This window comes from Roseobacter sp. EG26 (assembly GCF_049830555.1).
GTDB lineage: Bacteria > Pseudomonadota > Alphaproteobacteria > Rhodobacterales > Rhodobacteraceae > Roseobacter.
Map to the genome: position 1 here is coordinate 1 of NZ_JBNBLH010000001.1, position 24,091 is coordinate 24,091.

The window sequence follows — 24,091 nt, forward strand, 5'->3', positions numbered from 1 at the left end:
CACTCATTGGCTATGGACATACAACAACGAAAGACCAAACATGGGGATCGGCGGGATAACCCCGATACAAAAACTGAAGGCAGCTTAGATTCTACTGACGCGCCCCTCTAAAAATGGGGAGATTACCATGCGGGCTAAAGTCTCCTCGCGCTCTTCATAGAGAAGCGGACGATTGGCTGACGTCCCCTTTGTTTCAACAGGTTACCTCAGAATGAAGTCGTCGGTGTCTGCGACGAACTCCGTCGGCCACACTTGTAACCGTTTGACGTGTGGTGATCACGTAAACTCATCATCTATTCCACAGCAACACACATTCAGTCTCGCCATTTTTGGGTAGTCCCATTTAGGATGGATTAACCAAATTCACACAATATCTAGAGTTGTTCACTAAGAAGTGAGCAAGATTTTGCTTACGTTTTCTCTTTGTTTACCATCTGTTAATCGAATCTTTCCATTAGTGGTCCATCAAATTTTAATTGTGTGGAATTGGAAAAATGAAACAAGATTTGCTGCTGAATGCGCGTACGGTTGTAGGTGAGGCGGAGGCGATGGGCTTCCGAAAAACAGCTCAAGCGATGAGGAGTGTGATTAGGGATTTTCTTACTGAAGAGACGTCACAGCTACCAAAAGTTGGGATTGATCTCAGCGCTTTTTACACCTCTGGGTCCTAATGCGATTTTAGCAATATGTTAACTATTGGAGTGCACAAATTCTCCCTGGCTCAATTTAAAGTTGTCTGGGGAGACAGATGAAAGAACATAATTGGTTAATGTCGGTTATCGCGGATTTAAGTGCATATGCGGATGATCAGAAGATAGTAGGGCTTGTCGAAGGTCTTCAAGTTGTTGTTCATGAATACGCTAAAGAGGCTGAGTTAGGTGCCTCCGATAAAGCAGCATTGATGAGGCAATTAGCAGGTTCGAACAAAGCAATTGCAAACATCTGATCTGTCAGATCGCTTGCTCAAGCAGGTAATCGATCACGAAGTTCGTAGTATTTGTCGAGAGCCTTGGTCCGCAATGGACTTGTCGCGCTTTGGTTCCGCCCAAGTGCTCGTTTAAGCCACCTTACGCTTGAATTCGATGGGGCTTTTGCAGCCCAATGCTGAGTGACGGCGGCGTGGATTGTAGAAGCCATTGATGTATTCGAAGATCGCCATCTCTACCTTGCCCCGTGTCTGCCAAGGATGCCGCCAGATCAGTTCAGCTTTGATGGTCTTGAAGAATGTCTCGACGGCTGCATTGTCGTAACAGATTCCCTTCGCAGAAATCGATACCTTAAAGCCATGTTGACTCAGGATCTTCGGATAGTCGTGAGAACAATATTGGCTACCACGATCCGTGTGGTGGATGCAGCCTCTTGGTGGGGCACGGAATTGTAACCTAGACGAACCAGCGGGACACTTTTGGGGTTACTTTAGCTTGTCTCTGAGAGCTTCGTAAGGGGTCTGGCCGTTGTGCGCGCCGTGTGGCCTTGCGAAGTTGTAAAACCGCTCCCATTCGTCGAGCTTGGCTTCGAGATCGACGTCTCCTTTGTAACTGAGAAGCTGATAGAATTCCTGCTGATCAGATCGGTGAGAGCGCTCCACTTTCCCGTTGAGCTGTGGCGTTCCACGTTTGATGTAGGTGTCTCGAATGCCTTTGTCTTCAACATGCCAATGGAATTTGGCTTGGAATTCGTGGCCATTGTCAGTCCGAACTTCGCGAATGCGGAACGGGAACTTCTCAATGATATGATCAATGAAGTCGATCGCGTTTGCCTGCGTGTACTTTTCGTAGATCTTAAGTGCCCTGACACGTGTCGCATCGTCGATCGCTGTGTATTGGAACCGGCGCACCATCTCGCCGTGGTTCCCCTTAAAGGTCAGGAACTTGACGTCTACTTGGATGTGGTGACCTGGAACCTGCTTCTGATATCGCTTGGTGTGAAGCTTTCGCATGCGAGTGCCTCTGGGCGGTCGATTGAGGCCGTTGCGCCTGAGAATGCGGTAGACCCCAGCATCCGAAATCTTGATGTCGTGATAGCGCGCCAAGTAACAGACGATCCGGATCGGCCCAAGGTGATACTTTCGGCGCAGATACAAAATCTTCTCGACGATCTCAGGCGGCGTATGATTGGCAAGATTCTTCGGAATTGACTTGGCGTTCTTCAACCCAGATTCACCATGCTTTTGATATGCTTCGCGCCATCTGTAAAAGCTGGACCTGCCAACCCCGAAATACCGGCAAGCCTTACGGGCATTGCCGATCTTCTCGGCATGTTGGAGCACTCTAAGCTTGCGTTGAATGTCGCGTTCGTCGTTCGTCATGAAAACTTCCTCCACCCCAAATCGGGGAATTTACAGGAAGTGTCCCGAGAGTCCGTACATATCTACAAGAATTGAATCAGTCACTCGTCCGCCAATCAAGAAAGAGTTTTTCAACAAAATCTACCCATGGTGCCCAAATGCTGCAACATGCACGAATGGCCACGAAGCACTGAAAGCCGCGATCCGTGGCGGCGAGGACGGCCCATTGTTACCATTCATCACCATCCTCTTCGCGGCAGCGCAGCTTCCCTGAATCGGTCGTTCGCCGAACAGCCGACCGAATCGTAGAAAAGTACAGTGATCCCGTTTACCAAAATCGCGCAGCTTGTTCTTCTTTCGATGAAACGGACTGTCCCGAGGCACTTTCTTTCCTTGGTTTGTACGAAGTAAACAATGTTTCTGAATTCGAAGGAATATTCGCTCGGGCAGCACACGACACAGACCCTGACGCAGCATATGGGGATTGTGACATTACCTGACTAAGGGATTCCCCAAACCGAAGGGAACCCCTTTGCTATCTGCAATGCTCGCGATTTCCTCAAAGGAAGGAAACAACCCGCGATGCTCAACAACAACAGCAATCCGCTCGCTGGGAGCGGAACCGATGTTACGGCGATCGGTTCGTCAAAGCTCCCGTTCGCAAATAGGCTTAGATCACCGTCAATCGCAGAAAAGACCGCATTTTGATACGGGCCACCGGACTGGAGGGATCCAAAGGTAATCTCGACCATGTCGGTGAGTTCATAATACAAAATTGCCGCACCCGTGGCATCTGACTCTGAGTAGTTGGTACCAAGACCATCAAACCGGACGCTTTCGCTCAAGTCCGTTGCGACCAGCGCCTGAGAGGAGGTGCCCGTTGCATAAGACACCAGACCGTCGTCGCGCCGAACGCTGAAATATTCAGATTGTGATGCCTCGCCATCAACATCGTAAATCGCAAATTCAAGGTTCGACAGGGTCAAAGTTTCAAGAAAACTGCCGGAGAGGCTAGCCGTACCGTCAAAGAACTCCATCGTCATGGTCAGGCCGTTTTCTTCACCGTTGATGCCATTTCCGTAATACAGAAACCCCAGATCTTCCTGCGGGCCGCCAAAGCTGTTGTTGTAATCAGGAATGAACCCAGCGTCGCCAAAGTAGTTTTCAGCATTAGGGTCATTCTGTTCGGCAAAATGTGTTTCGCCAATGATTGTTGTTGTGATGCGGGCATCAACCGTTTGACCGTTCTCAGTGGCAACATCCCTGAAGTAAATTGTGCTGCTGCCTGCTGTCGGGCCGAGCAGGCTTTGGCCTGATGTCTGGCCAATCATCTGATCGAAAGTCAGCGTCGTTGCTTGCGCTGCCATGGGCAAGAATGCCATTAGTGCGCCAGTGAGAAAGTGTTTTGCCACCGAAAAGTTAGTGAGTGTGTTGAGAACGAGTTTCATGGTTAAGGGCTCCTATGTGCGACGGCTTGATTGCCGTTGTGTTTAGCTACGACGGAACCCAGGAATGCGCTTGGTCGCGCTGGGATAGATGCACTCTCAATAGAGGGAAGACCTTGCACTTTTGGGCAAGAGTTGTCTCAAAAGGATAGGCCGTTACGGGCGTCGAGAAATGTCGAATCAGTGAGAAATTTCTAATTCAATATGCCGTCAGTTGCATTGCGAAAGTACCGCAGGCGACGATTATCCTGAGCAGCCCCACTTGAGTGGTCCAAATCGAAAGTTAGTGCATGATTGGCCTTTGGTCCATCAAGACGATGGCTTCAGGCCCAGGCGGGCGGTAGGGGTAGACCACTTCAAAGGGGAAGGCTCAATCCCTTGTTCGGAGGGTTAAAGCTTTTTGGGCTATGAAAGTGTGGCTGATAAGGTAAAGGGCGCAATACCGGTCAGAAGTATCTAACTCTCAGCTGGCATAGGCGATGAACACCGTCTAGCTAATTGAGGCGCGCATCAATGATGGGATTTCGGGATTTCTGGCGGGGCTCATTGGAACTGGGGCTACACGCATAGCGAAAGCTGGCGTTACCAAAATCGCTAGACTTTAACAGCAAGAAACAATCACATTCGTCCACCTTGAAATCGATCCGTTCCCCCACAGAAATCATTTCGGTCTGATCGGCAAAACTAATTAGGAGGCTGCCGCCGGACAGGCCGTTCACACCCAACATCAGCTTGGGTTCGGAGAGCCAGTAGGCGCGGTTGCTGTCGGTGACATCGATGTCTTTGGCCACCACGTAACCGGTGAGCAGTTCTTCACGGATCTGCTGCAATGCGCTCTCCTTGGCCTCAATCGCGGCTTTGGCGCCCTCCAAAAGCTTGGCGTATTTGGCATCCAACACCCGTTGCGCATCGACGAACGCTTGCTGTGAGGGGACCTCACTCGTGCGCGCAGCTTGCAAGGAGGGGCGCAGCGCAATCACGCTAGCGACCGACGCTGCAGTCACGGCGCAAAAGAACAACGCGCAATTTACGGCTAGCAGAATTCTGAGGCCCTTTGAGCGGGTGCGGTTGGACATGTTCAACTCCTTCACTGGACACTACAATTGAATGTGACAAACAAATATCGCGGAAGAACATTGACTTCTGCCAATCAGAGGGATCGCTCAGGTGCTCTTTCGACGTAGTGCCTAGCCTAAAGGATAGTTTGGCCAAAAAACCTAAAGTGTTGCCTCGCTAAAAGAAGCTGGAGACATGCGTCTTATTCGAACCCGGCGTCTTTGGCGATCAACGCTGCCTGTGTTCGGTTCTTTGCGTTCAGCTTTTTGCAAAGCGTGCGCACATGCAATTTGATCGTGACCTCTTGCAGGTCCAGTTCACGCGCGATTTCCTTGTTTGATCTGCCATGGCACAGGCTTCCCAAAACCTGCTTTTCGCGCTGGCTCAGCTTTTTTGTGAATTCCGTCTCAGCCTCAGCACCACTGTCGGCCATCACCGAGGCAGGCACATAGGTTTCACCGGCAATCATAAAGCGCACCGCGTTCACCAGTGACTTAGCGCCCATGGATTTTGGCAGATAGCCAATTGCGCCCCGTTCAACAGCTTCCTGAGCGATACGATTTGGGGCCGTCCCGCTGAGCAGGGCGAAAGCTTGGGTCGGGTGAGCCTTGATCGCATCTGACAAGCTATCAAGCCCGTTCATGCCTGGCATGCTCAGATCCAACAGCACCAAATCAAAGGGGTCTTCTTTGGCCAGAACCTTCATCGCTTGGTGATAATCTTCAACGGCGACAACCTGCGCGCGGCCTTCTGTTTCCAGATAGGCTGAGATCGTGTCGAGTACCATGCCGTGATCGTCTGCCAATAAAATGCGCATTGCTGTTGCCCGCTGAACTCTATGAACCACGCCTAAATCTAGCGCACTCGCATAGGTCGAACCAGTCCGGGCAAAATCTTTTTGTGTTGATGTGATCATCGTGCGCTTCCTCAAAGTGCCAAAGGGTTTAGGCACACCTTATGTGATCTGTTTTATCCCAAAAGTTGGCCACTTGCGCACAAAAGGCCGCACCCTTGGGTCATCGCACCTATCCTAAAGGATAGCTTGATAGCCCTTTGCACCCTGCGAACAATCATCCGCGATAGAGTAAAAGACTTGGGTTGACTTGCCTGTCCGGAGCTTTTCCCATGTTTGCAGCCCTGCGCCGTTCTCTAACTATTCTTATTATGTCCCTCGCCAGGCCGGCAGTTGCCGATGACACGATTCTGCGTGTTTCAGGTGCAGTTGCTCAACCCGACAAAGGCGAGGTCTGGACCTTTGATTTGGCAGCGTTGAAAGCACTTCCTGTCGCAAGCTTTGAAACCACAACGATCTGGACCACGGGCCTGCAGTCTTTCGACGGCGTGTCCCTGATTACCCTGCTGGAACATGTGGGCGCGAGCGGCAGCACAATCCGCGCGGTGGCGCTGAATGACTATGCCGTCTCAATACCTGTTTCGGATGCGGTAGAGGGCGGCCCGATCATCGCCTATGCCAACAACGGTAAAGAAATGTCGATCCGCGACAAGGGACCTTTGTGGATCATTTATCCCTTTGATGATAACGAGGCATACAAATCAGAGGAAACTTACTCTCGCAGTATCTGGCAACTTGATCGGATCGAAATTACCGCACAAGAGTAGAGCGAGGATACCATCGCACCATCCAAAACACCGCACATGATGGGCGGGAGACCCGTCATTTTGTTTGTCTCGCTATTGAGCGCGGGGCTGCTTTTCGTGGCTTATCTTGGGCGCTCGGTGTTGGGCGACCTGGATGCTTTATCGACAGCACGCCATGATGACATCCGCTGGAATATGTCGCAGATGGAAATCGAGACGTTAAACCTCGACAGCGCAGTGCACGATGCGATCCATGGTCATGACACCGATCTTTCAGCCTTCCGCAAACGGTATGACATCTATTTCAGCCGCGTGAACACGCTGAGCCAAAGCGCGTTCTTTGAACTGATCAGTCAAGATCCCGAAGCGCAGGCTTGGCTTGTTGCCACCACAGATTTTCTCGATGAAACCACACCGATAGTCGATGGAACTAACGCTGATCTGCGACGTGCATTGCCGGAAATCCAAGCGCGGATCGAAGTCCTACGCCCCAAAGTCAGGGTAATGTCGCTCGCAGGGATTCAGGTTTTTGCACTAGAAGATGCCAAACGTCGCACAGAATTCTCGCGAACTATGCTGAAGCTCGTTGCTTCGGTCATCGGCCTGATCCTGATCCTTCTGTTGGGGCTGACAACTTTGCTGAAACTACACCGCAGAGGGCAGAATGCTGCTCACGACAGTCAGGTTGTACGGTCCCGATTTGAAGCCGCCATTTCGTCCTCGCTCGATGCGGTTCTGATCGTCGATATCCACGGCAAGGTTGTCGAATTCAATGGAGCGGCTGAGACCGTCTTTGGTTACTCTCGTGCCGAGGCATTAGGCAGTGATATGGCTGAGCTGATTGTACCTGAGCATATGCGCGAGATGCACTCCAAAGGCATGGCTCGCTTTTTGGAAACCGGCCAACAAAAAGTTATCGGTGCGGGACGTGTGAGGCTTGAAGGGCTGCGCAAGTCGGGTAAGATTTTCCCCGTCGAACTGTCAATCTCCCTCTCTGAGGCTAATGGCGAACGAGTGTTCGTTTCATATCTTCGCGACATAACCAAAGAGCTGGAAGCCGAAGAAGAATTGCGTTCCGCCCGCGACAAAGCGCAGGCCGGCGAAAAGGCCAAATCCGACTTGCTGACCGTGATGAGCCACGAGATGCGCACGCCGCTCAACGGGATCCTTGGCTCACTCGCCCTGCTGGATCAGGACAGTTTTGACGAACGACAGAAGCGTCATTTTAATTCAATTTCGGTTTCAGGCGAACTTTTGCTGGCCCACGTCAATGATGTGCTCGACTTGTCAAGCCTGAGTACCGATGCAACTCCGCGCGAAAAAGTGAATTTTGACCTTCTAGATTTATTGCAGCAACTGGCCGATAGCCTCAGAGCAAATGCGCTAGAGCGAGAAAATAAGCTGACGGTGACCCCTTTGTCAGCTGACCTCGGAATCGTTTCTGGCTCGAAGCGTTCATTGCAGCAATGCCTGGTGAATCTGGTGGGCAACGCGATCAAGTTCACTTCAAACGGTCAAGTCGCGGTTGAAGTGGAGCGGCTGAACGATAGTGATCTTGTCGAAATCCGTGTGTCAGATACGGGCGTCGGCATTGCGCCTGAGAACCTCGAACGCATTTTCGATGAGTTTGTGACTATTGACACAGCCTACGCTCGTCAAAACGCAGGCACCGGCTTGGGGCTCGCAATTACAAAGCGTTTGGTTGAAGCCATGGAAGGCGAGATTGAAGCGGATAGTCTGTTGGGAGAGGGCAGCTTATTCACGCTGCGCATTCCTCTGCCGGTCGGACGTTCACTGATGAGCAAAGAGCCAAAACGCCCCGGTCATCAGGCGCAGCTGGCACCATCAGGCCAGCATGCTCTTGTTGTCGATGACAATGAGATCAATAGGATGATCTTGTGCGAAATGCTCCGCAGTGCAGGCTTTTCAGTAGAAGAAGCGGCAGATGGGTTCGAAGCCATTGACCGCGTATTGAAAACCCGGTTCGATATTGCATTTCTTGACATCAGCATGCCGGGAATTGACGGGATTGAGACCCTGAAGCGCATCCGCGAGCTGGACGTGGCGTGGCGCGACCTTCCGGCTATTGCGGTGACAGCCCACGCCGCACGCAAGGATCACGACGCTATCCGAAAAGCACCGTTTTCAGAAATTCTTGTCAAGCCCGTCAGGCCAATAGACTTCCAAACAAAGGTTTTTCCGGTGCTCGGATTCTTCGAGGCCGCCGTGCTACCTGTTTTGGAGGATTCTGGAGGCGACTTCAAAGCTCAATTTGGTGCGCAGAAATACGAGAATGCGCTAAAGGATCTCGCACTTGCACTGGATCACTTTTACGGGCAGCTCAGAGGTACGTCAGAACCCACAACTGAAATAAGGAGGGTAGCACATAAGTTGAGTGGATCCGCGGCCGTTCTGGGTAAGAATGAGATTCATACTCAGCTACAACGCATTGAGTCTTGCAAAACAGAAGAATGGGATGAGCTGAAGAAAGATCTCGCGTGATGACCAAAGTGTGGAAATTTTTTTGAAACAGCTCGCAGAGATACTTGTTCAATTGGTTCCACTTGACGCCAGTATGGGTATGAAATACTAGATCAATCCACTGGGCGGGCGTTGTGTAGTGGTAAGACCTTAGCCTTCCAAGCTAATGACGCGGGTTCGATTCCCGCCGCCCGCTCCAGAAATTCATTTCCTACAAAATACCTGCAAAGTTTCGGGACCGTTTCCAACAAACTACCTACAAAACTACGTTTTCTTGGATTTGACACTTTGCCTTCCAAGCTAATGACAAGGGTTCGATTCCGGCCGCCCGCTCCAAATCCAATGCCCGGTCAGAAAACTATATGACGCCGAAATTATTCGGTGCTTTAAAAATGAGCTTTGCTTTTCCCAAAATGTCGCTCATGAGCATCTGAACATTAGGGTAAGCGGGGCGCAAACTTCCTGATTGGCGTGATAGGCCAGCGCGAAACTCACATCGCAATTTTTTGACAACTTCAGACGTCGTCCGGACCCGGGATGCCTTGACCATAGGCGCTCTGCCCGCCATGACAGGGCAAGATTACGAAGGATTACCCATGGCTGCTTCAAAGCCTCCCGGACCGGTTGCGCCCGGTAAATCGGATGAGCGCGCAAAATCACGTCGCCTTGGAGCGTTAGGCGCATTGGTTCCTTTTCTGATGCCTTACCGTGGCCTGATGTTTGCAGCGATCGCCGCACTTGTGTCCACGGCCATGATATCTTTGGCTCTGCCACTGGCCGTACGCCGGGTCGTCGATAATTTTGACACCGAAAATGCCCATATTCTGGATCAATACTTTGCCGCAGCGCTGGGGATTGCCGGGTTGCTCGCGATTGGGACCGGCCTGCGCTATGCGCTGGTGACGCGTCTCGGTGAGCGTGTCGTCGCGGATATCCGCAAGGCGGTATTTGATCGCGTGATCGGCATGAGCCCGTCTTTTTTCGAGCAGGTGATGACTGGCGAGGTCTTGAGCCGCATCACCACCGATACAACGCTGATCCTGTCGGTCATCGGGTCGTCGATATCCATCGCTTTACGCAACTTGCTGATCTTCATCGGTGGCTTGATCCTGATGCTGCTGACATCGGCTAAGCTGACCGGTCTGGTGCTATTGATTGTGCCTGCCGTGATAGTGCCGATACTGGTTTTGGGGCGACGTTTGCGTGCGCTGAGCCGTGAAAATCAGGACTGGATAGCCGCTTCATCCGGGAATGCCTCCGAGACCCTGAGTGCTGTACAGACCGTGCAGGCCTATACCCACGAGAGCTCCAGCAAAGAGCAGTTTTCAAAGGTCACAGAGCTTTCCTATGATGCTGCGCGGCGCCGTGTTTTTACCCGGGCGATCATGACGGTGATCGTGATCTTCCTTGTTTTTGCGGGTATCGTCGGGGTGCTGTGGATTGGCGCACGGGATGTACGCGCGGGTCACATGACACAGGGGGCTCTGGTCCAATTTGTTATCTATTCGGTCATGGTTGCCGGCGGCGTGGCGGCGCTATCCGAAATTTGGGGTGAACTGCAACGAGCTGCGGGCGCAACTGAACGTCTGGTCGAGCTTTTGCAGACCAGTGACAGTGTCCAGGATCCGGAATCTGCCGAGATGCTTCCCCAGCCCGTCACAGGCCGCATCACGTTGGAAGACGTGACATTCGCCTATCCGGCACGCCCCAAAACCAAAGCGTTGGATGGCGTCAGCCTTGCCATTGAACCAGGCGAAACCGTCGCATTTGTGGGCCCGTCCGGGGCTGGTAAAACAACGGTCATCCAGATGATCCTGAGGTTTTACGATCCGAATGCCGGCAGGATTACACTTGATGGGATGGATTTAAGTGATTTGCGGCGGGACGATTTTCGCAAGGCCATAGCCTTGGTGCCGCAAGATCCGGTGATATTTGCCGCTTCGGCGCTTGATAACATCCGATTTGGACGGCCAGAGGCTTCGGATGAGGAGGTCCACGCAGCCGCAAAAGCGGCGGCAGCGCATGATTTCATCTCAGCCCTTCCCGACGGGTATGACGCGTATCTGGGTGAGCGCGGCGTGATGCTTTCTGGCGGGCAAAAGCAACGCATTGCAATTGCTCGGGCCATTTTGCGGGATGCACCCGTCCTTTTGCTGGATGAGGCCACCAGTGCCCTGGATGCTGAAAGCGAACGCGCAGTACAGTCTGCTGTGGTCACGCTCAGCGAAGGGCGCACAACGCTGATCGTGGCGCACCGCCTTGCCACGGTGAAGAAGGCCGATCGCATCGTGGTGATGGATCAGGGGCGGATCGTCGCCAGTGGTCGACATGATACGCTGGTGGCCGAAGACGGGCTTTACGCACGTTTGGCCAGGTTGCAATTTACCGACGGAATTGCGGCTGAGTAACTCTTCAAAGGACCGGTGTTACGGATGGTATCGTGACCCGCTCGCGGGCGGACAGTTTGTGCCCTCACGTCATTTAATCTTACGCAGCGTCGGGGAAATCCAGACGCCAGTCGGAAACCTTGCACAAAATCTGGTTTAGCCTCATCCTCTCTGCCACATATAACAAGCCCGATGACGGGTGGTTCTGGGAGGAATTGAATGACATTTGCCGGTATCGACGATCGTAATGCGATTGAAGCTGAAATGCCTTGGGCGGATCGTCCATTACCCAAAACGCTCTACGGTTTGCTGAGCGAGACGGCAGGCAAATTTCCGAACCATAACGCCGTCAGCTACCAGATTTTTTCCGGACCGACAGACAAGGCGGAGACGCTCACCTGGTCGGCACTCAAAGATCAGGTGACCCAGGCCGCCAACCTCTTTCGCTCTTTGGGCATCGGCAAGGACGACGTGGTTGCCTATATCCTTCCCAATGCCAACGAAACGGTGCTGACGTTGTTGGGCGGTGCTGTTGCGGGAATCGTAAATCCGATCAACCCGCTTCTGGACGCCGAACAGATCGGCTCCATCCTGCGTGAAACCAATGCCAAGGTGGTTGTGACACTTCGGCCTTTCCCGAAAACGGATGTCGCTGATAAAACCGCCGAAGCGGTGGCCCTTGCGCCGAACGTCAAAACTGTCCTCGAAGTGGATTTGCTGCGGTATCTGACCCCGCCGAAATCCTGGATCGTGCCGCTGATCCGGCCGAAACGGACCGTACAGAACCATGCGACCTATCTGAACCTGCGCGCAGAATTGGCGAAGCAGCCAACATCGCTTGCGTTTGAAGACGTGCAGGAAGACCGCGTCGCATGCTATTTCCACACCGGTGGCACCACGGGCATGCCCAAGGTCGCGCAGCACCGCTATTCCGGGCTGATCTACAACGGTTGGATCGGGACTGAATTGCTCTTTTCCGAAGAAGACAACATCATCTGTCCCTTGCCGCTGTTTCACGTTTTTGCCTGTCATGTGATCCTGATGGCCGCGGTCACATCCGGGGCACATGTCGTTTTCCCGACTCCACAGGGTTATCGGGGCGAAGGGGTGATGGACAACTTCTGGAAACTGGTAGAGCGGTGGAAAATCACCTTTATCATCACCGTTCCGACCGCCATATCCGCCAAGATGCAGCGGCCCATTGATGCGGATGTGAGCACGGTCAAGACGGCTTTTTCAGGCTCCGCCCCATTGCCGCTGGAACTGTTCCGCCGGTTTGAAAAGGCCACGGGCGTGACGCTTGTCGAAGGCTACGGGCTGACAGAGGCCACCTGTCTGGTTTCGTGCAATCCGGTTGACGGCGAGAAGAAAGTCGGCAGTATCGGCGTGCCGTTCCCCTATTGCACGGTCAAGATTTACAAGGGTACACCCGATGGTCCAATCGAGGCGGATGTCGATGAGATCGGCGAAATCTGTGTCTCGAACCCCGGCGTCTATGTGGACAACACCTATACCGAAGTCGAGAAAAACAAGGACCTCTATTTCGGCGACTACCTGCGCACTGGCGATCTGGGCCGGGTGGATCCTGATGGGTATCTGTGGATCACTGGCCGGGCGAAAGACCTGATCATTCGCGGGGGTCACAACATTGACCCGGCAGAGATCGAAGAAGCGTTGCTGCACCATGAAGCGGTCGCTTTCGCCGGTGCCATCGGGCAGCCGGATGCCCATTCTGGTGAAGTTCCTTGCGCGTTTGTCGAACTGGTCGACGGGGCGACGGTTTCGGAGGAAGAACTGCTGACCTTCTGCAAGGAGCATGTGCATGAGCGGGCAGCCCAGCCCAAACATATGACCATCATGCCGGAACTGCCCAAGACGGCTGTGGGCAAGATATTCAAACCTGACCTGCGCAAAATGGCCATCACGCGGATTTATAACGCGGCGCTGGAACAGGCGGGCGTCTCCGCGCGCGTCACCTCGGTTGTGGACGACAAAAAGCGCGGACTTGTCGCGCAGATTAACCCCAATGGGGCGAGTGAAGAAGCCATTTCGGGGGCGTTGAATGCCTTTGTACGCCCGTGGGAATTGGCCAATTCTGCGGTTGCTGCCGAATAATCAGGTCAGAAAGATCGGCGCTTTCATCGTGTCCGCAATCGGTGCGCCCAGGCGAGATAGGATTGTGGGCGCAAGCTGTAACTGGTCGATGACATCGTCCTTCGCCGGGCCCTTTGCAGGACCGAAATAATAGAGCGCGGCCTCCTGTTGCAGCGGGTCGCGCCCGCCGTGATGACCACGCGCATCCTGCCCGTGATCCGCCGTGACGATCACTTCATAGCCCGCCTCCCGCCAGCGTGTGAGGAAAGGGGCCAGCATTTCGTCCATCATGAAACAGGCATGATCCATTTCCTGACAGTCATGAAAGAACCGGTGTCCCATGCTGTCCAGCGTGCAAGTGTGTAACATGCCGTAGGTCAGATCATGGACCTCGCAAAGCCGCGTCAATGTGGCGAAGAGATCGGCATCGGAAGGTGTCATTTGATTGACCAACCCGTAGCCGGTCATCGTATGAAAGCGCCCGTGATTGATCGTGTCGCTGGCAGGTTCATCATATTCAATGTCGCGAACCAGATCGAAGGGTGCGCGGTTGAAAAACTCCGACCAGAAGGAATGGGCAACTGCCCCGGTCACACCACCGGCTGCGCGCACCTGGGCGAAAACATCCTTGTGCTTCAGGCGATGTACGTCATGGTTGCCCGTGCACCCGTGCTCTGCAGGTGCAACGCCTGTATGAATAGAGGCGTAGCAACTGGCAGATGTCGACGGCAACACCGAGCGCAGCTTCCAGACCCGCGCATCACCGCTGTCGACCCAGCCTTCAAGATTACCAAAAAGCCGCCGCCAATTGCGCCAGGGCACGCCGTCGAGGATAATGAGAAGAAGTTTGTTACCCATGCGCCACCTCCTGAGGTCTTGCGCATCTGAACGTAGCTGACGTTCGTGCGCAACGACGAAACCGACCTGCGACGGTGCAATCGCGAAACAGCGTCGGCACTTTCACCCTACGTGCTGGACTTACCTGCCTGGTCGCTTTGTCTTTTCGGGTTTTGGGCGGCAGGGAGCTAGCGCCTCCTTCAGGCCGTGCTAAAGGTCGCTCAGAGCAAGGTGTTTTTTTGGCGTAATTGATGGCAGGCCCGCTCGACCAGCTTGTTCTGGACCTTGGTGAAGGCCGCCTCAAACCTCATCAATATCATGTCGAGCCGCAAGATATCCAGTTCCGACACTTGCCGTGGGCCGAGGGCAACACCGTAACGAACCTGCCGGAAAGCGTGATCGATGCTGGCTGCGCTGTTGGCGCGCGCGCGCCAGCCTTCGCTGGAGCTATAGGCGAAATGGCAGCCCATCAGAAACTCTCTTTGGCCGTGAATTCTGATCGGTCGTATTGCTAGCAGATTCAAGAAAGGCGATCCGTCGTGGCGATAATTGAGCAGACAACAAACGTCGCCTTCTCGACCCTTCAGCGACATCCCAAGGTCAGAGGCAACAGTGACATCGGTTTCCGGTCCTTGAAGGAAGCGGGCGTTCCGGCCAACGATTTCCAGGGCGTCCCACTTCGTCATTTTTTCGAATGCAGCGTTCACGTAGAACAACGGCAGGTCGTGTTCATCAGGATCAGCGATGCTTATGGGGGTGGGAATCGCGTTACAAACCTCGACGATGGATCGCGGCAAAACTTCCGAAGCTATTGATTCGTAGCGCATATTTGTTTAGTTCAGTTGAGTTTGTTAGCATATTTTTAACGAAATAGAACTATCGGGCTGGCGATCAACTCAAGTGTGACTGCGAGAGTGCATCAATGTCCAGTTCGGATTATGCCTGCAGGTTTGGCGATCACGACGTGTTGACGGGAATGTGAGATGTCCGATCATCAAAAGAAATTGCAGCATATATGTGTGACGGGGCAGAATTAACGGGCTCACCCGACGGAGGCATCATGACTAAATCCCGTAAGAATCGCGGCAAAATATCCAGGAAACCCGCAAAAACTGCACCGCAACCGACGCGAAGAGACGTGTTCAAACTTGTGCGCAATGGTGCGATTGGCGCGACCCTTGTCGGCGGAGGAGGTTATCTGGCATTCGGGTCTTTTCAGGCCTACGCCGCCGAGCATGATTTGACGAGGGTAGGGCAGGGTAAGCCGGTCGTTGTGCAAATTCACGACCCGCAGTGCCCCACATGCACGGCTTTGCAGAAGCAAACCAGAAAAGCCTTCAAACAATTCGGTGAATGCGATCTTGTTTACCTGATCGCCGATATTACCACGCCAGACGGGCGCGCCTTTGCGGTACGTCATGGCGTCGGCAACGTGACCTTGTTGCTATTCGATGGCGGCGGCGCGCTTCACCAGACCGTGCAGGGACTACACGATAGCGACGAACTGGATGCCATATTCAAAGCACACCATGGTGCAGTGACGCGGTCTTAGCGGGCACCTTTGGTTCAGTTCCCTGCGCTTTCCATTTTGCGGTTCGCAATCACATCTTCCAGCCACCCCAGCTTCATTTCCGGCACGGAACTGAGCAGAAGGTCTGTGTAGTCGTCGAAAGGCGGGGCCAGAACCTGTGATTTCGGTCCGTAACGCACGACTTCTCCCTGGAACATCACCGCGATGCTGTCGGCAATGGCACGCACCGTTGCCAGATCATGTGTGATGAAGAGATAGGCCACATCCTCGATCTTTTGCAGATTGAGCAGAAGTTTGAGAATGCCATCCGCCACCAGCGGATCGAGCGCCGACGTGACCTCATCACAGATGATCAGCTTGGGTTTGGCCGCCAGGGCGCGCGCGATGCACACCCGTTGTTTCTGACCGCCAGACAGTTCCGCCGGGTAGCGATCCTGAAACCCCTCGCCCAGTTCGATTTCGTCGAGAAGTTCCTGAATGCGTTTCTGCTTTTCCGCCCCTTTGAGGCCGAAATAGAACTCCAGCGGGCGCCCGATGATGGTGCCCACGGTCTGACGCGGGTTCATCGCCGTATCCGCCATCTGGTAGATCATCTGCAGTTCGCGCAGGTCATCCAGCGGTCGCGTGGGCAGGTCCGGCGTCAGGGTCCTGCCGTCAAAGGTGATGGTCCCGTTTGACGGAGGCAGCAGGCCGGTGATCACCCGTGCAAGCGTCGATTTGCCGGAGCCGGATTCGCCCACAACCGCCAATGTCTGACCGGGGTGCAGCTCCACGTTGATGTTTTTCAGAACGTCGAAATCAGTGCCCTTGTAGCGCGCCGTGACGTTCTCCACACGCAGCACCGGGTTGTCGGTCGGCTGCTTTTCCGCGTGGTCGATGGACCGGACAGAGACCAGCGCCTTGGTATAATCTTCCTTTGGCGCATTGATGATCTGATCGGTGGTGCCGTATTCCACGGTGGCGCCTTGCTGAAGCACCATGATGTGATCACTGACCTGTGCCACAACTGCAAGGTCGTGAGTAATGTAGAGCGCCGCGACGCCAGTATCCCGAATGGCCTCCTTAATGGCTGCGAGAACGTCAATTTGCGTTGTCACATCCAGCGCAGTGGTAGGTTCATCAAAGACCACCAGATCGGGCTGCGGACATAGCGCAAGCGCTGTCATACAGCGTTGTAGTTGGCCACCGGAGACCTGATGCGGATAGCGGCTGCCGATGTTTTCCGGATCGGGCAGACCAAGTTTGCGGAAAAGCTCGACAGCGCGGTCTTCGGCCTCTTTCTTGGAAAATTTGTTCTGGAAGATCGCCGCTTCGGTCACCTGCTCCATGATCTGTTTGGCCGGATTGAAAGAGGCGGCGGCGGATTGCGAAACATAGGTCACTTCCGCCCCGCGCAACCGGCGCACGTCACGCATGCCGGAAGACAGAACGTCACGCCCGTTGACCTCGACCGTGCCGCCGGTGATCTCGACGCCCCCCCGGCCATAGGCCATGGACGCCAGCCCAATGGTGGATTTGCCTGCACCGGATTCACCAATCAGACCCAGAACCTTTCCCGGGGCCAAATCGAAATCGACACCATGCACGATCTCAATATCGCGGGATTTTTCGCCGGGGGGAAAGATGGTCGCCCCAATCTTCAGCCCGCGGACTTTGAGCAAAACGTCGGTCATCCGCGACCTCCTTTCAGCGAGGTGGTCCGGTTCAGCACCCAGTCCGCCACAAGGTTGATCGAGATGCAAAGCACCGCGATGGCATATGCCGGGTAGAGCGCTGCGGAGACACCGTAGTTGATGCCTTCCTTGTTCTCCTTCACGATGCCGCCCCAATCTGCTTGTGGCGGTTGCACGCCAAGACCGAGGAAGGACAGGGTGGAGACAAAGAGAACCGCAAAGATGAACCGCAGACCCATTTCCGCCACCAAAGGTGACAGGGCGTTGGGCAGGGTTTCGCGGAAGATGATCCAGCCGATTTTCTCACCCCGCAGGCGCGCGGCCTCGACGTAATCCATGACGGTGATGTCCACGGCCACAGCACGTGCCAGACGATACACCCGCGTGGAATCCAGCAGGCCCATCAAGACGATCAGGATGGTGATGGTTGTGGGCATGACCGACAGAACCACCAGCGCGAAGATCAGCGAGGGGATCGACATGATCAGATCGACAAAGCGCGAAATGGCCTGATCCACCCATCCGCCTGAAACGGCAGCGAAGAATCCCAGCACTGAACCAGTGATGAAGCTGAGCGCTGTCGCGGCGGTGGCGATGAAGATGGTTGTTTGCCCGCCATAGATCATGCGGCTGAGCAGGTCGCGCCCGATGCTGTCGGTGCCCAGCAGGAACTGATCAGAGGGCGCTTCCCAGACGTCGCCGACAACTTCGGCCATGCCGTAAGGCGCGATAAACGGTGCAAATATGGCCACTGCAAAGAAGAGACCGGTGAAGAAAAGGCCGATGAGGGCTGCGAGAGGTATTCTCATTTTGGATGCCTCAATCTTGGATTTGCCAGGATCGACACGATGTCCGCGACGAGGTTCAGACCGATGTAGACGGCCGCAAAGATCAGACCGCAGGCCTGCACGACTGGAATGTCCCGTTTGGCCACGTGATCCACGAGGTATTGCCCCATGCCCGGATAGGCAAAGACCACCTCGACCACCACAACGCCGACCACCAGATAGGCGAGGTTGATCATCACCACATTGACGATGGGCGCGATGGCATTGGGAAAGGCGTGCTTGCGAATGATCTTGAGCATGCCGAGGCCCTTGAGTTCCGCCGTTTCGATGTAGGCCGATTGCATCACGTTCAGGATGGCTGCACGGGTCATGCGCATCATATGAGCCAGCACCACGAGGGTCAGCACCATGATGGGCAGGGTGATGGATTTGATCTTTTCGATCAGGGTCATGCTGTCGTTCATCAACGCGACAGAAGAAAAGCGTAGGTTCGACAGCATCCAGTTGCGCGCGCCGTCAGACAGGAATTCCATCCCGTTGATCAGTTGCGGCAGTTGGATGGACAGGAAGAAGATCAGCACGTAGCCGATCATGAATTCCGGAATGGAAATGGTGGTCAGCGTGACGGCTGAAATCACCTTGTCGGGCCAGCGGTCCTTGTAGCGGACGGCCAGAAGGCCCAGCGTGATCGCCAGTGGCACTGCGATAACGGCGGCCCAGAAGGCGAGGAACAGCGTGTTGGAAAGGCGCGTGCCCAGGCTTTCGGCAATATCGCGTCCGTTGGTCAGCGCCGTGCCAAGATCGCCCTGCATCACACCGCCCAGCCAAGAGAAGTACCGGCTGACCGCAGGTTCATTTAGGCCCAACTCCCGGCGCAGGTTCTCCAGCGCTTCAGGGGTTGCAGATTGTCCGAGGATTTGTTGTGCCACGTCGCCTGGAAGGATCGACGTCCCTGCAAAGATCAGGATGGAGGCGGCGAAGAGCAACAGGAGGCCCAACGCTAAGCGTTGGGCAACCAGTTTGATGATGGGATGCATCTGCTGACCCGCTCTTTACGCGTTGATCCAGCATTTGATCGGCGCTTTGTTGTTCATCAAAGGCCCGTTTGGATCGTCTTCGTAGCCGCCGACGTTGTTGGCGACAGCGCCCACGAAATCGTTGAACATGGGCAGGATCAGGCCACCTTCATCGCGCAGCATCCGTCCCATTTTGGAGTAGATTTCCTTGCGCTTGGCCTCGTCGATCTCTGCACGTGCGGCCAGCAGCATTTCGTCAAATTCCGGCACTTTGAAACGCGTGTCGTTCCAGTCCGCTGTTGACAGATACGCTGTGGAATACATCTGGTCCTGAACCGGGCGACCGCCCCAGTAGGACGCACAGAAGGGCTGGACGTTCCACACTTCGGACCAGTAACCATCGTTAGGCTCACGCTTGATTTCCAGAGGAATACCAGCGGCTTGCGCCGATTGCTGGAAGAGCGCCGCTGCGTCAACCGCGCCGGGGAAGGCGCCATCCGCAGTCCGCAGGATGATGGGCGATCCGTCGTGACCGGACTTCTTGTAATGCTCAGCCGCTTTTTCCAGCGAGAATTCCCGCTGTGGGATCGTGTCGTCAAAGAGCGGGTAGCCGCCATTGATCGGCATGTCGTTTCCGACCGTACCGTAGCCGCGCAGGATCTTATCGACCAGTTCTTCGCGGTTGATCGCGTATTTCAGCGCTAGCCGCAGGTCGTTGTTGTCAAAAGGGGCGGTGTCGACATGCATGATGAAGACATAGTGCCCGCGACCGGCCACGGATTTGACCGCCAGATTCGGTGCGCGGTCCAGCAGGCCAGCAACCTTGGGGTCAACGCGGTTGATCATGTGAACCTGACCGGATTGCAGGGCGGCGGTGCGCGCCGTTGCATCATTCAGCACGATCTGTTCGGAGAATTCGGCGTGTCCGCGGTTCTCGGAATCCCAGTAATCGTCGCGGCGTTTGAAACCGTGGCGCACACCGGGCTCGTCGAATTCAATGGTGTAGGGGCCTGTGCCGATGCCTGCACCAGGATCATCCATGCCGCCGCCGGGCTGGATCATCAGGTGATAGTCCGACATCAGGTAAGGCAGGTCAGCGTTGCCCGCTGCCAGTTCGACCACGAAGTTGTCACCGTCCACGGACATGTTCTCGATGCCGCGCATGATGCCCAGAGCACCTGACTGGCTATCCTCGTTAGAGTGGCGCTGCATGGTTTTCAGCACGTCGTCCGGCGTCATGTCCTTGCCGTTGGAGAAAGGAATCCCCTTGCGGATTTTGAAGACCCACTTTTTCGCGTCGGCAGAGCCTTCCACGCTTTCGGCCATGCGGTATTCGATGCTGCCATCAGCACCCACATCCACCAGCGTTTCACCCCAATGACGCAGATTATAGAGCGGCACTTCGGAAGCGGTCAGCGCGGGGTCTTGCGTGTTCGTGCTTTCACCACCGGAGCACCCAATTTTCATGGTGCCGCCCTTGACGGGACCTTCGGCTTTGGCCGCCGTGGCCAGCATGGAATTGGCAACGGCTGCCGTGACGCCCAAAGCGGCCGCACGACCGACAAATTCACGGCGTGTCATCAGGCCTTTCGCCACACGGGTCGACAGATGCTTGAGTTGATCGTTCATTGATTTCTCCCAGTTGAAGTGTGCGTCTTATGCGCATTTTTTCGTTTATGCCGCAGGCTTGCGCATTTCAGGTCAGGCCGCAAGGCTTTTTAAGCACATTCCATAGGGCCAGTTTCAAACGTGATCCCGGGCGATCTGGTCTGAATGATCGCGCTCGTAGATCAGCGTGTCGTTCTCATAGGCCTCAAGGCGCGCGCTCAGGTAGAAGTTGCTGGCGTCCGACCACATCAGGCAGGTCGTTTCTGTGCGCAGTTTGATCCCGTCGCGCTCCAACTCGTCCGTCCAGTGACAATCACCCCTGGCAGAGAGCGGGTTATCGGGCTGAATTGTCCATCGTTCCCGTGCAATTGATCCGGAAATCAGCCCGTGGTCGGCGTCGCGCACCTTTCCGAAATCGTCTTCGATGACCAGGCTGACCAGCCCTGTGACCATATTTACATGGCGGTAACGGTCATTCGACGCCTCTCGCAGCGTTTCAACTTCCCAAGGGTCCGCAGCAACGGGGGGCTGAAAGCGATATTCGTCTTGGCGCGTTGTGCGCCGCACCGGTAACTGCAATTCGCCGCGATCCAGGGTGAGGGTTCCGGCGACGGGTGCCGGCCAGATCAAGGGCCAGTAACTGTTGGAGATTGAAACCCGCAGGCGATGCCCCTGAGGCACACGATAGGCGATCTGATCGAGCATCACCTCGACCTCGTAAGGCGCGCCGGACTCAAGCGGCGACGGCTGCGCCGGGCCATCGCGGTGCGACAGGTTCAAGACACCATAGGTGATCCGTGTCGTCGCCCCATCGGGATGCACATGACTAAGACGCACGGCGATTTGTGCCTGCGGCTGATCAGAGGCCAGACGCAGCACCACTCTTGCCGCACCGAGAATATCCGTGTCGTGATCCAGGGGGCCAGTATCGAAGCAGGCAGACATTGCATCATCGCCACGTTGATCTCCGGGCATTTCAGGGCCCAGCCAGATGGCGCAGTATTCACCACTTTCTGCGCCGCAGTCTTGCGGTGAGGCAACCTTGGCGTCCAGTTTTCCCGGCGTATCGGACAGCCCCTGATCCGTCAGATGCAATGTCCGGTGCGGGATGTGAGAGGTCGCGCCATCCGCCTCGACGATCCAGCGCCCGGGGCGTTCAGTGTACCAGCGCGCCGGGCGTGCACCATCCATCAAATAGGCGCGGTAGTCGGGGTCATCCTCTACACCCGAGTTTTCCCTCTTCAACCAGTGATCCCACCAGCGCAGCGCTTCCTGCAGGAACCCGATGCGCGGTTCAGGCACGGCAAAATGTGGGTATTTATGCACCCAGGGGCCAACGATCCCTTTGGCGCCGGGCAGCGCCTCGACCAGCTTCGGCACCGCGTTCTTGTAGGCGTCGCCCCAGCCACCGATAGCCAGCACCTTGGCCTTGATCGCGCTATAATCTTCGCAGACAGACCCGTGCTGCCAATAGGCATCGCGGTGCTGGTGCCGCAGCCAGACCGAGGGCAGGAAGGGTTCGTTTTCCAGACGTTGCAACCAAAGATCACGCCAGTTGTCGCGCAGTGCAGGATCGGGAGCGCGGCTGGAATAGGACCACATGGTCGCTCCCCACCCAAGGTTTTCGTTGAGCAGGCAGCCCCCTTTGTAATGGATGTCATCGGCGTAGCGGTCCACGGTCGAGCACAGTGTAATGACCGCCTTGAGCGGCTCGGGGGCGAGCGCTGCGACCTGCAATCCGTTGAACCCGCCCCAGCTTATGCCCATCATCCCGACACTGCCGTTGCACCATTTGGCTGCGGCAAGCTGCGTGATCACCTCCACCGCGTCGGATAATTCCTGCGGCGTGTACTCGTCTTCCATCAGACCTTCGCTGTCGCCATTGCCGCGCATATCCACGCGCACGCAGGCGTATCCGCGTTCAGCGAACCAGGGGTGTGTGAGTGCATCGCGCGCTGTGGTGCCATCGCGTTTGCGGTAGGGCAGGTATTCCAGAATGACCGGAACCGGGTGCGCTTCTGCGTCCCTTGGGCGCCAGATGCGCGCCGACAGGCGGCACCCGTCGCTGAGGGTGATCCCGAAATCTGGGTCTTCTTCGATGTCGCGGAGAGTATTGCCTGTGCTCATAAACGGCACGTTTGCGCCGACCGGAGATTCTGTCAAGCGGGCGTCAGTATTTCAGGGCAATCACCAAATCCATTACATTGGTGCCGGTGGGTCCGGTCTTGAGCAATGCCCCCCGGGCCGCCAGCCAAGTGCCTGCGTCGGCGCGGGCAAGCGCTTCTTCTCCTGATGCATCCCAAATCTGCCCGTCGACGACGGCCCCCGCCGCATCGGTTGGTCCATCTGTGCCATCGGTGCCGGCAACAAGGGTGCGAATGTCGCCGCACCCCGCGATTTCGCGCGCCAGCAGCAGCGCAAGGGCTTGATTGCGCCCGCCGCGGCCCGGATTTTCAGGCAAAACCACAGTGGGTTCGCCGCCAAATACATGTACGCCCGGCGCACCATCGCGCAATATTGCCCCAAGACGCGGGGCAAGCGCATGGATGTCGTCATAAAGGGTCTCGTCGTTTGTCTGTACCGGCACACCTTGCGTTTTACAGGCGTCGGCCACAGCGGCGCGGGCGATGGCGTTGCTTGCGACAATCTGCGGGGAGAAGGCGAAAGGGGCCTCCGTCGCCACATCGCCAATGCCAGAGCCGATCACCGCAAGGCTGTCCCCTTCCACGTCAGAAATCGCCAGTGTCGTGACCTGCGCGCCTTTGAACCGGGCCAGCAATTTACCCCCCTTGATGCGGCTCATTTGCTTGCGCGCGCTGTTCATCGCGTGAATGTCGGCTCCGGATGCCAGCAATTGCTCTGCGCGCGCTTTCAGACCGGCAAGGTTCAGACCCCCGCTCGGGTCTTCTGCCAACGCAGAGGCCCCGCCCGACACCAGCAACAGCAGATGGCCGCCCTTGCCCATGGTGCGGACAATCTCGCCAATCCGCGCACCGGCGCGCAGGCTGTTGTCGTCAAGCACCGGGTGTGCGGCCTCGATGACCTCGGCACTGGCGGGCGCGCCGTCGGCATGGTCGTATTTGGTAACAATCAAAAGCGGGGTGTCCGGGAACCGGGCATGGGCGGCTAGGGCCATGGCGGTCGCCGCCTTGCCGACCGCTATGATCTGGTGCGGTGTCTGGATGGGCGTCTGTTCAAGCGCTTTGGCAACGGCTGCATCACCCCGCACCGCAGCCACGCCCGTTTGGAACAGCGTTTCCAGAAAGTGTTCGGTCTGCATTGATGGGCC

The 24,091-nt window shown here is 55.5% G+C and carries 19 protein-coding genes, 1 tRNA gene and 1 pseudogene; 8 read left to right on the top strand and 13 right to left on the bottom strand.

Annotated features, from left to right (window positions below; genetic code table 11):
- Positions 1-494 precede the first annotated feature (494 nt).
- Together ACOTTU_RS00005 and ACOTTU_RS00010 are read left to right on the top strand one after the other, a co-directional pair.
- Positions 495-671, top strand: a complete 177-nt coding sequence (locus ACOTTU_RS00005) for a hypothetical protein (RefSeq protein WP_425655580.1) — start codon at positions 495-497, stop codon at positions 669-671.
- Between the two features lie 77 nt (positions 672-748).
- Positions 749-946 (top strand): hypothetical protein, encoded by a 198-nt coding sequence (locus ACOTTU_RS00010; protein ID WP_425655581.1) that lies wholly within the window; start codon positions 749-751, stop codon positions 944-946.
- A 111-nt stretch (positions 947-1,057) separates the two neighbouring features.
- Here the strand turns inward: ACOTTU_RS00010 and ACOTTU_RS00015 are convergent.
- The 5 genes and pseudogenes from ACOTTU_RS00015 to ACOTTU_RS00035 all read right to left on the bottom strand — a co-directional run.
- Positions 1,058-1,381: pseudogene (locus ACOTTU_RS00015) on the bottom strand (IS3 family transposase); the annotation flags it as partial.
- Between the two features lie 30 nt (positions 1,382-1,411).
- Entirely contained in the window at positions 1,412-2,308 is an 897-nt protein-coding gene (locus tag ACOTTU_RS00020) for an IS481 family transposase (RefSeq protein ID WP_425656420.1), read from the bottom strand.
- Between the two features lie 479 nt (positions 2,309-2,787).
- Positions 2,788-3,735 carry a hypothetical protein gene (locus tag ACOTTU_RS00025; RefSeq protein WP_425655583.1) on the bottom strand — a complete coding sequence of 316 codons (948 nt, stop codon included), beginning with the start codon at positions 3,733-3,735 and terminating at the stop codon, positions 2,788-2,790.
- A 491-nt stretch (positions 3,736-4,226) separates the two neighbouring features.
- Positions 4,227-4,712 carry a hypothetical protein gene (locus tag ACOTTU_RS00030; protein WP_425655584.1) on the bottom strand — a complete coding sequence of 162 codons (486 nt, stop codon included), beginning with the start codon at positions 4,710-4,712 and terminating at the stop codon, positions 4,227-4,229.
- A gap of 278 nt (positions 4,713-4,990) precedes the next feature.
- Positions 4,991-5,605, bottom strand: coding sequence for a response regulator (locus ACOTTU_RS00035; protein WP_425655585.1), 615 nt, complete (start codon positions 5,603-5,605; stop codon positions 4,991-4,993).
- A 308-nt stretch (positions 5,606-5,913) separates the two neighbouring features.
- Here ACOTTU_RS00035 and ACOTTU_RS00040 point away from each other — a divergent pair, with 308 nt between their 5' ends.
- The 5 genes from ACOTTU_RS00040 to ACOTTU_RS00060 all read left to right on the top strand — a co-directional run bounded on the left by ACOTTU_RS00040 (position 5,914) and on the right by ACOTTU_RS00060 (position 13,370).
- Complete coding sequence (locus ACOTTU_RS00040) at positions 5,914-6,408, top strand: molybdopterin-dependent oxidoreductase (RefSeq protein WP_425655586.1); 495 nt, start codon at positions 5,914-5,916, stop codon at positions 6,406-6,408.
- A gap of 60 nt (positions 6,409-6,468) precedes the next feature.
- Positions 6,469-8,889 (top strand): ATP-binding protein, encoded by a 2,421-nt coding sequence (locus tag ACOTTU_RS00045; RefSeq protein ID WP_425655587.1) that lies wholly within the window; start codon positions 6,469-6,471, stop codon positions 8,887-8,889.
- Positions 8,890-8,993: 104 nt separating this feature from the next.
- Positions 8,994-9,067, top strand: a tRNA-Gly gene (locus ACOTTU_RS00050).
- A gap of 397 nt (positions 9,068-9,464) precedes the next feature.
- A complete protein-coding gene (locus ACOTTU_RS00055; RefSeq protein WP_425655588.1) occupies positions 9,465-11,276 on the top strand; it encodes an ABC transporter transmembrane domain-containing protein in 1,812 nt (603 codons plus the stop codon).
- 198 nt (positions 11,277-11,474) lie between these two features.
- The gene (locus ACOTTU_RS00060) at positions 11,475-13,370 is read left to right on the top strand and encodes an acyl-CoA synthetase (protein ID WP_425655589.1); all 1,896 of its coding nucleotides are present in this window, start codon (positions 11,475-11,477) and stop codon (positions 13,368-13,370) included.
- Here ACOTTU_RS00060 and ACOTTU_RS00065 read toward each other — a convergent pair whose 3' ends face one another.
- Positions 13,371-14,207 (bottom strand): alkaline phosphatase family protein, encoded by an 837-nt coding sequence (locus ACOTTU_RS00065; protein ID WP_425655591.1) that lies wholly within the window; start codon positions 14,205-14,207, stop codon positions 13,371-13,373.
- A gap of 200 nt (positions 14,208-14,407) precedes the next feature.
- A complete protein-coding gene (locus tag ACOTTU_RS00070) occupies positions 14,408-15,013 on the bottom strand; it encodes a PAS domain-containing protein (protein ID WP_425655593.1) in 606 nt (201 codons plus the stop codon).
- 311 nt (positions 15,014-15,324) lie between these two features.
- Here ACOTTU_RS00070 and ACOTTU_RS00075 point away from each other — a divergent pair, with 311 nt between their 5' ends.
- Positions 15,325-15,738 carry a hypothetical protein gene (locus ACOTTU_RS00075; RefSeq protein WP_425655594.1) on the top strand — a complete coding sequence of 138 codons (414 nt, stop codon included), beginning with the start codon at positions 15,325-15,327 and terminating at the stop codon, positions 15,736-15,738.
- 14 nt (positions 15,739-15,752) lie between these two features.
- On the opposite strand, the gene ACOTTU_RS00080 is transcribed toward ACOTTU_RS00075, so the two are convergent.
- The 6 genes from ACOTTU_RS00080 to ACOTTU_RS00105 form a co-directional block, all read right to left on the bottom strand.
- Positions 15,753-17,390 carry an ABC transporter ATP-binding protein gene (locus ACOTTU_RS00080; RefSeq protein ID WP_425655595.1) on the bottom strand — a complete coding sequence of 546 codons (1,638 nt, stop codon included), beginning with the start codon at positions 17,388-17,390 and terminating at the stop codon, positions 15,753-15,755.
- Positions 17,387-18,199 carry an ABC transporter permease gene (locus tag ACOTTU_RS00085; protein ID WP_298919966.1) on the bottom strand — a complete coding sequence of 271 codons (813 nt, stop codon included), beginning with the start codon at positions 18,197-18,199 and terminating at the stop codon, positions 17,387-17,389. The genes ACOTTU_RS00080 and ACOTTU_RS00085 overlap by 4 nt, the downstream gene beginning before the upstream one ends.
- A complete protein-coding gene (locus tag ACOTTU_RS00090) occupies positions 18,196-19,215 on the bottom strand; it encodes an ABC transporter permease (RefSeq protein WP_298919964.1) in 1,020 nt (339 codons plus the stop codon). Before ACOTTU_RS00090 ends, ACOTTU_RS00085 begins: the two co-directional genes overlap by 4 nt.
- A gap of 15 nt (positions 19,216-19,230) precedes the next feature.
- Entirely contained in the window at positions 19,231-20,823 is a 1,593-nt protein-coding gene (locus tag ACOTTU_RS00095; RefSeq protein WP_298919963.1) for an ABC transporter substrate-binding protein, read from the bottom strand.
- 114 nt (positions 20,824-20,937) lie between these two features.
- Positions 20,938-22,929: a CocE/NonD family hydrolase gene (locus tag ACOTTU_RS00100; protein WP_425655596.1), complete on the bottom strand. Its 1,992-nt coding sequence runs from the start codon at positions 22,927-22,929 to the stop codon at positions 20,938-20,940.
- Between the two features lie 43 nt (positions 22,930-22,972).
- The gene (locus ACOTTU_RS00105) at positions 22,973-24,082 is read right to left on the bottom strand and encodes a glycerate kinase type-2 family protein (RefSeq protein ID WP_425655597.1); all 1,110 of its coding nucleotides are present in this window, start codon (positions 24,080-24,082) and stop codon (positions 22,973-22,975) included.
- Positions 24,083-24,091: the final 9 nt, after the last annotated feature.

What these genes read in the sequence shown, in the direction of transcription:
- ACOTTU_RS00005 (WP_425655580.1), top strand. Translation starts at nt 495, where the DNA reads ATGAAACAAGATTTGCTGCTGAATGCGCGTACGGTTGTAGGTGAGGCG.
- ACOTTU_RS00010 (WP_425655581.1), top strand. Translation starts at nt 749, where the DNA reads ATGAAAGAACATAATTGGTTAATGTCGGTTATCGCGGATTTAAGTGCA.
- ACOTTU_RS00020 (WP_425656420.1), bottom strand. Translation starts at nt 2,308, where the DNA reads ATGACGAACGACGAACGCGACATTCAACGCAAGCTTAGAGTGCTCCAA.
- ACOTTU_RS00025 (WP_425655583.1), bottom strand. Translation starts at nt 3,735, where the DNA reads ATGAAACTCGTTCTCAACACACTCACTAACTTTTCGGTGGCAAAACAC.
- ACOTTU_RS00035 (WP_425655585.1), bottom strand. Translation starts at nt 5,605, where the DNA reads ATGCGCATTTTATTGGCAGACGATCACGGCATGGTACTCGACACGATC.
- ACOTTU_RS00040 (WP_425655586.1), top strand. Translation starts at nt 5,914, where the DNA reads ATGTTTGCAGCCCTGCGCCGTTCTCTAACTATTCTTATTATGTCCCTC.
- ACOTTU_RS00055 (WP_425655588.1), top strand. Translation starts at nt 9,465, where the DNA reads ATGGCTGCTTCAAAGCCTCCCGGACCGGTTGCGCCCGGTAAATCGGAT.
- ACOTTU_RS00060 (WP_425655589.1), top strand. Translation starts at nt 11,475, where the DNA reads ATGACATTTGCCGGTATCGACGATCGTAATGCGATTGAAGCTGAAATG.
- ACOTTU_RS00065 (WP_425655591.1), bottom strand. Translation starts at nt 14,207, where the DNA reads ATGGGTAACAAACTTCTTCTCATTATCCTCGACGGCGTGCCCTGGCGC.
- ACOTTU_RS00070 (WP_425655593.1), bottom strand. Translation starts at nt 15,013, where the DNA reads ATGCGCTACGAATCAATAGCTTCGGAAGTTTTGCCGCGATCCATCGTC.
- ACOTTU_RS00080 (WP_425655595.1), bottom strand. Translation starts at nt 17,390, where the DNA reads ATGACCGACGTTTTGCTCAAAGTCCGCGGGCTGAAGATTGGGGCGACC.
- ACOTTU_RS00085 (WP_298919966.1), bottom strand. Translation starts at nt 18,199, where the DNA reads ATGAGAATACCTCTCGCAGCCCTCATCGGCCTTTTCTTCACCGGTCTC.
- ACOTTU_RS00090 (WP_298919964.1), bottom strand. Translation starts at nt 19,215, where the DNA reads ATGCATCCCATCATCAAACTGGTTGCCCAACGCTTAGCGTTGGGCCTC.
- ACOTTU_RS00095 (WP_298919963.1), bottom strand. Translation starts at nt 20,823, where the DNA reads ATGAACGATCAACTCAAGCATCTGTCGACCCGTGTGGCGAAAGGCCTG.
- ACOTTU_RS00100 (WP_425655596.1), bottom strand. Translation starts at nt 22,929, where the DNA reads ATGAGCACAGGCAATACTCTCCGCGACATCGAAGAAGACCCAGATTTC.
- ACOTTU_RS00105 (WP_425655597.1), bottom strand. Translation starts at nt 24,082, where the DNA reads ATGCAGACCGAACACTTTCTGGAAACGCTGTTCCAAACGGGCGTGGCT.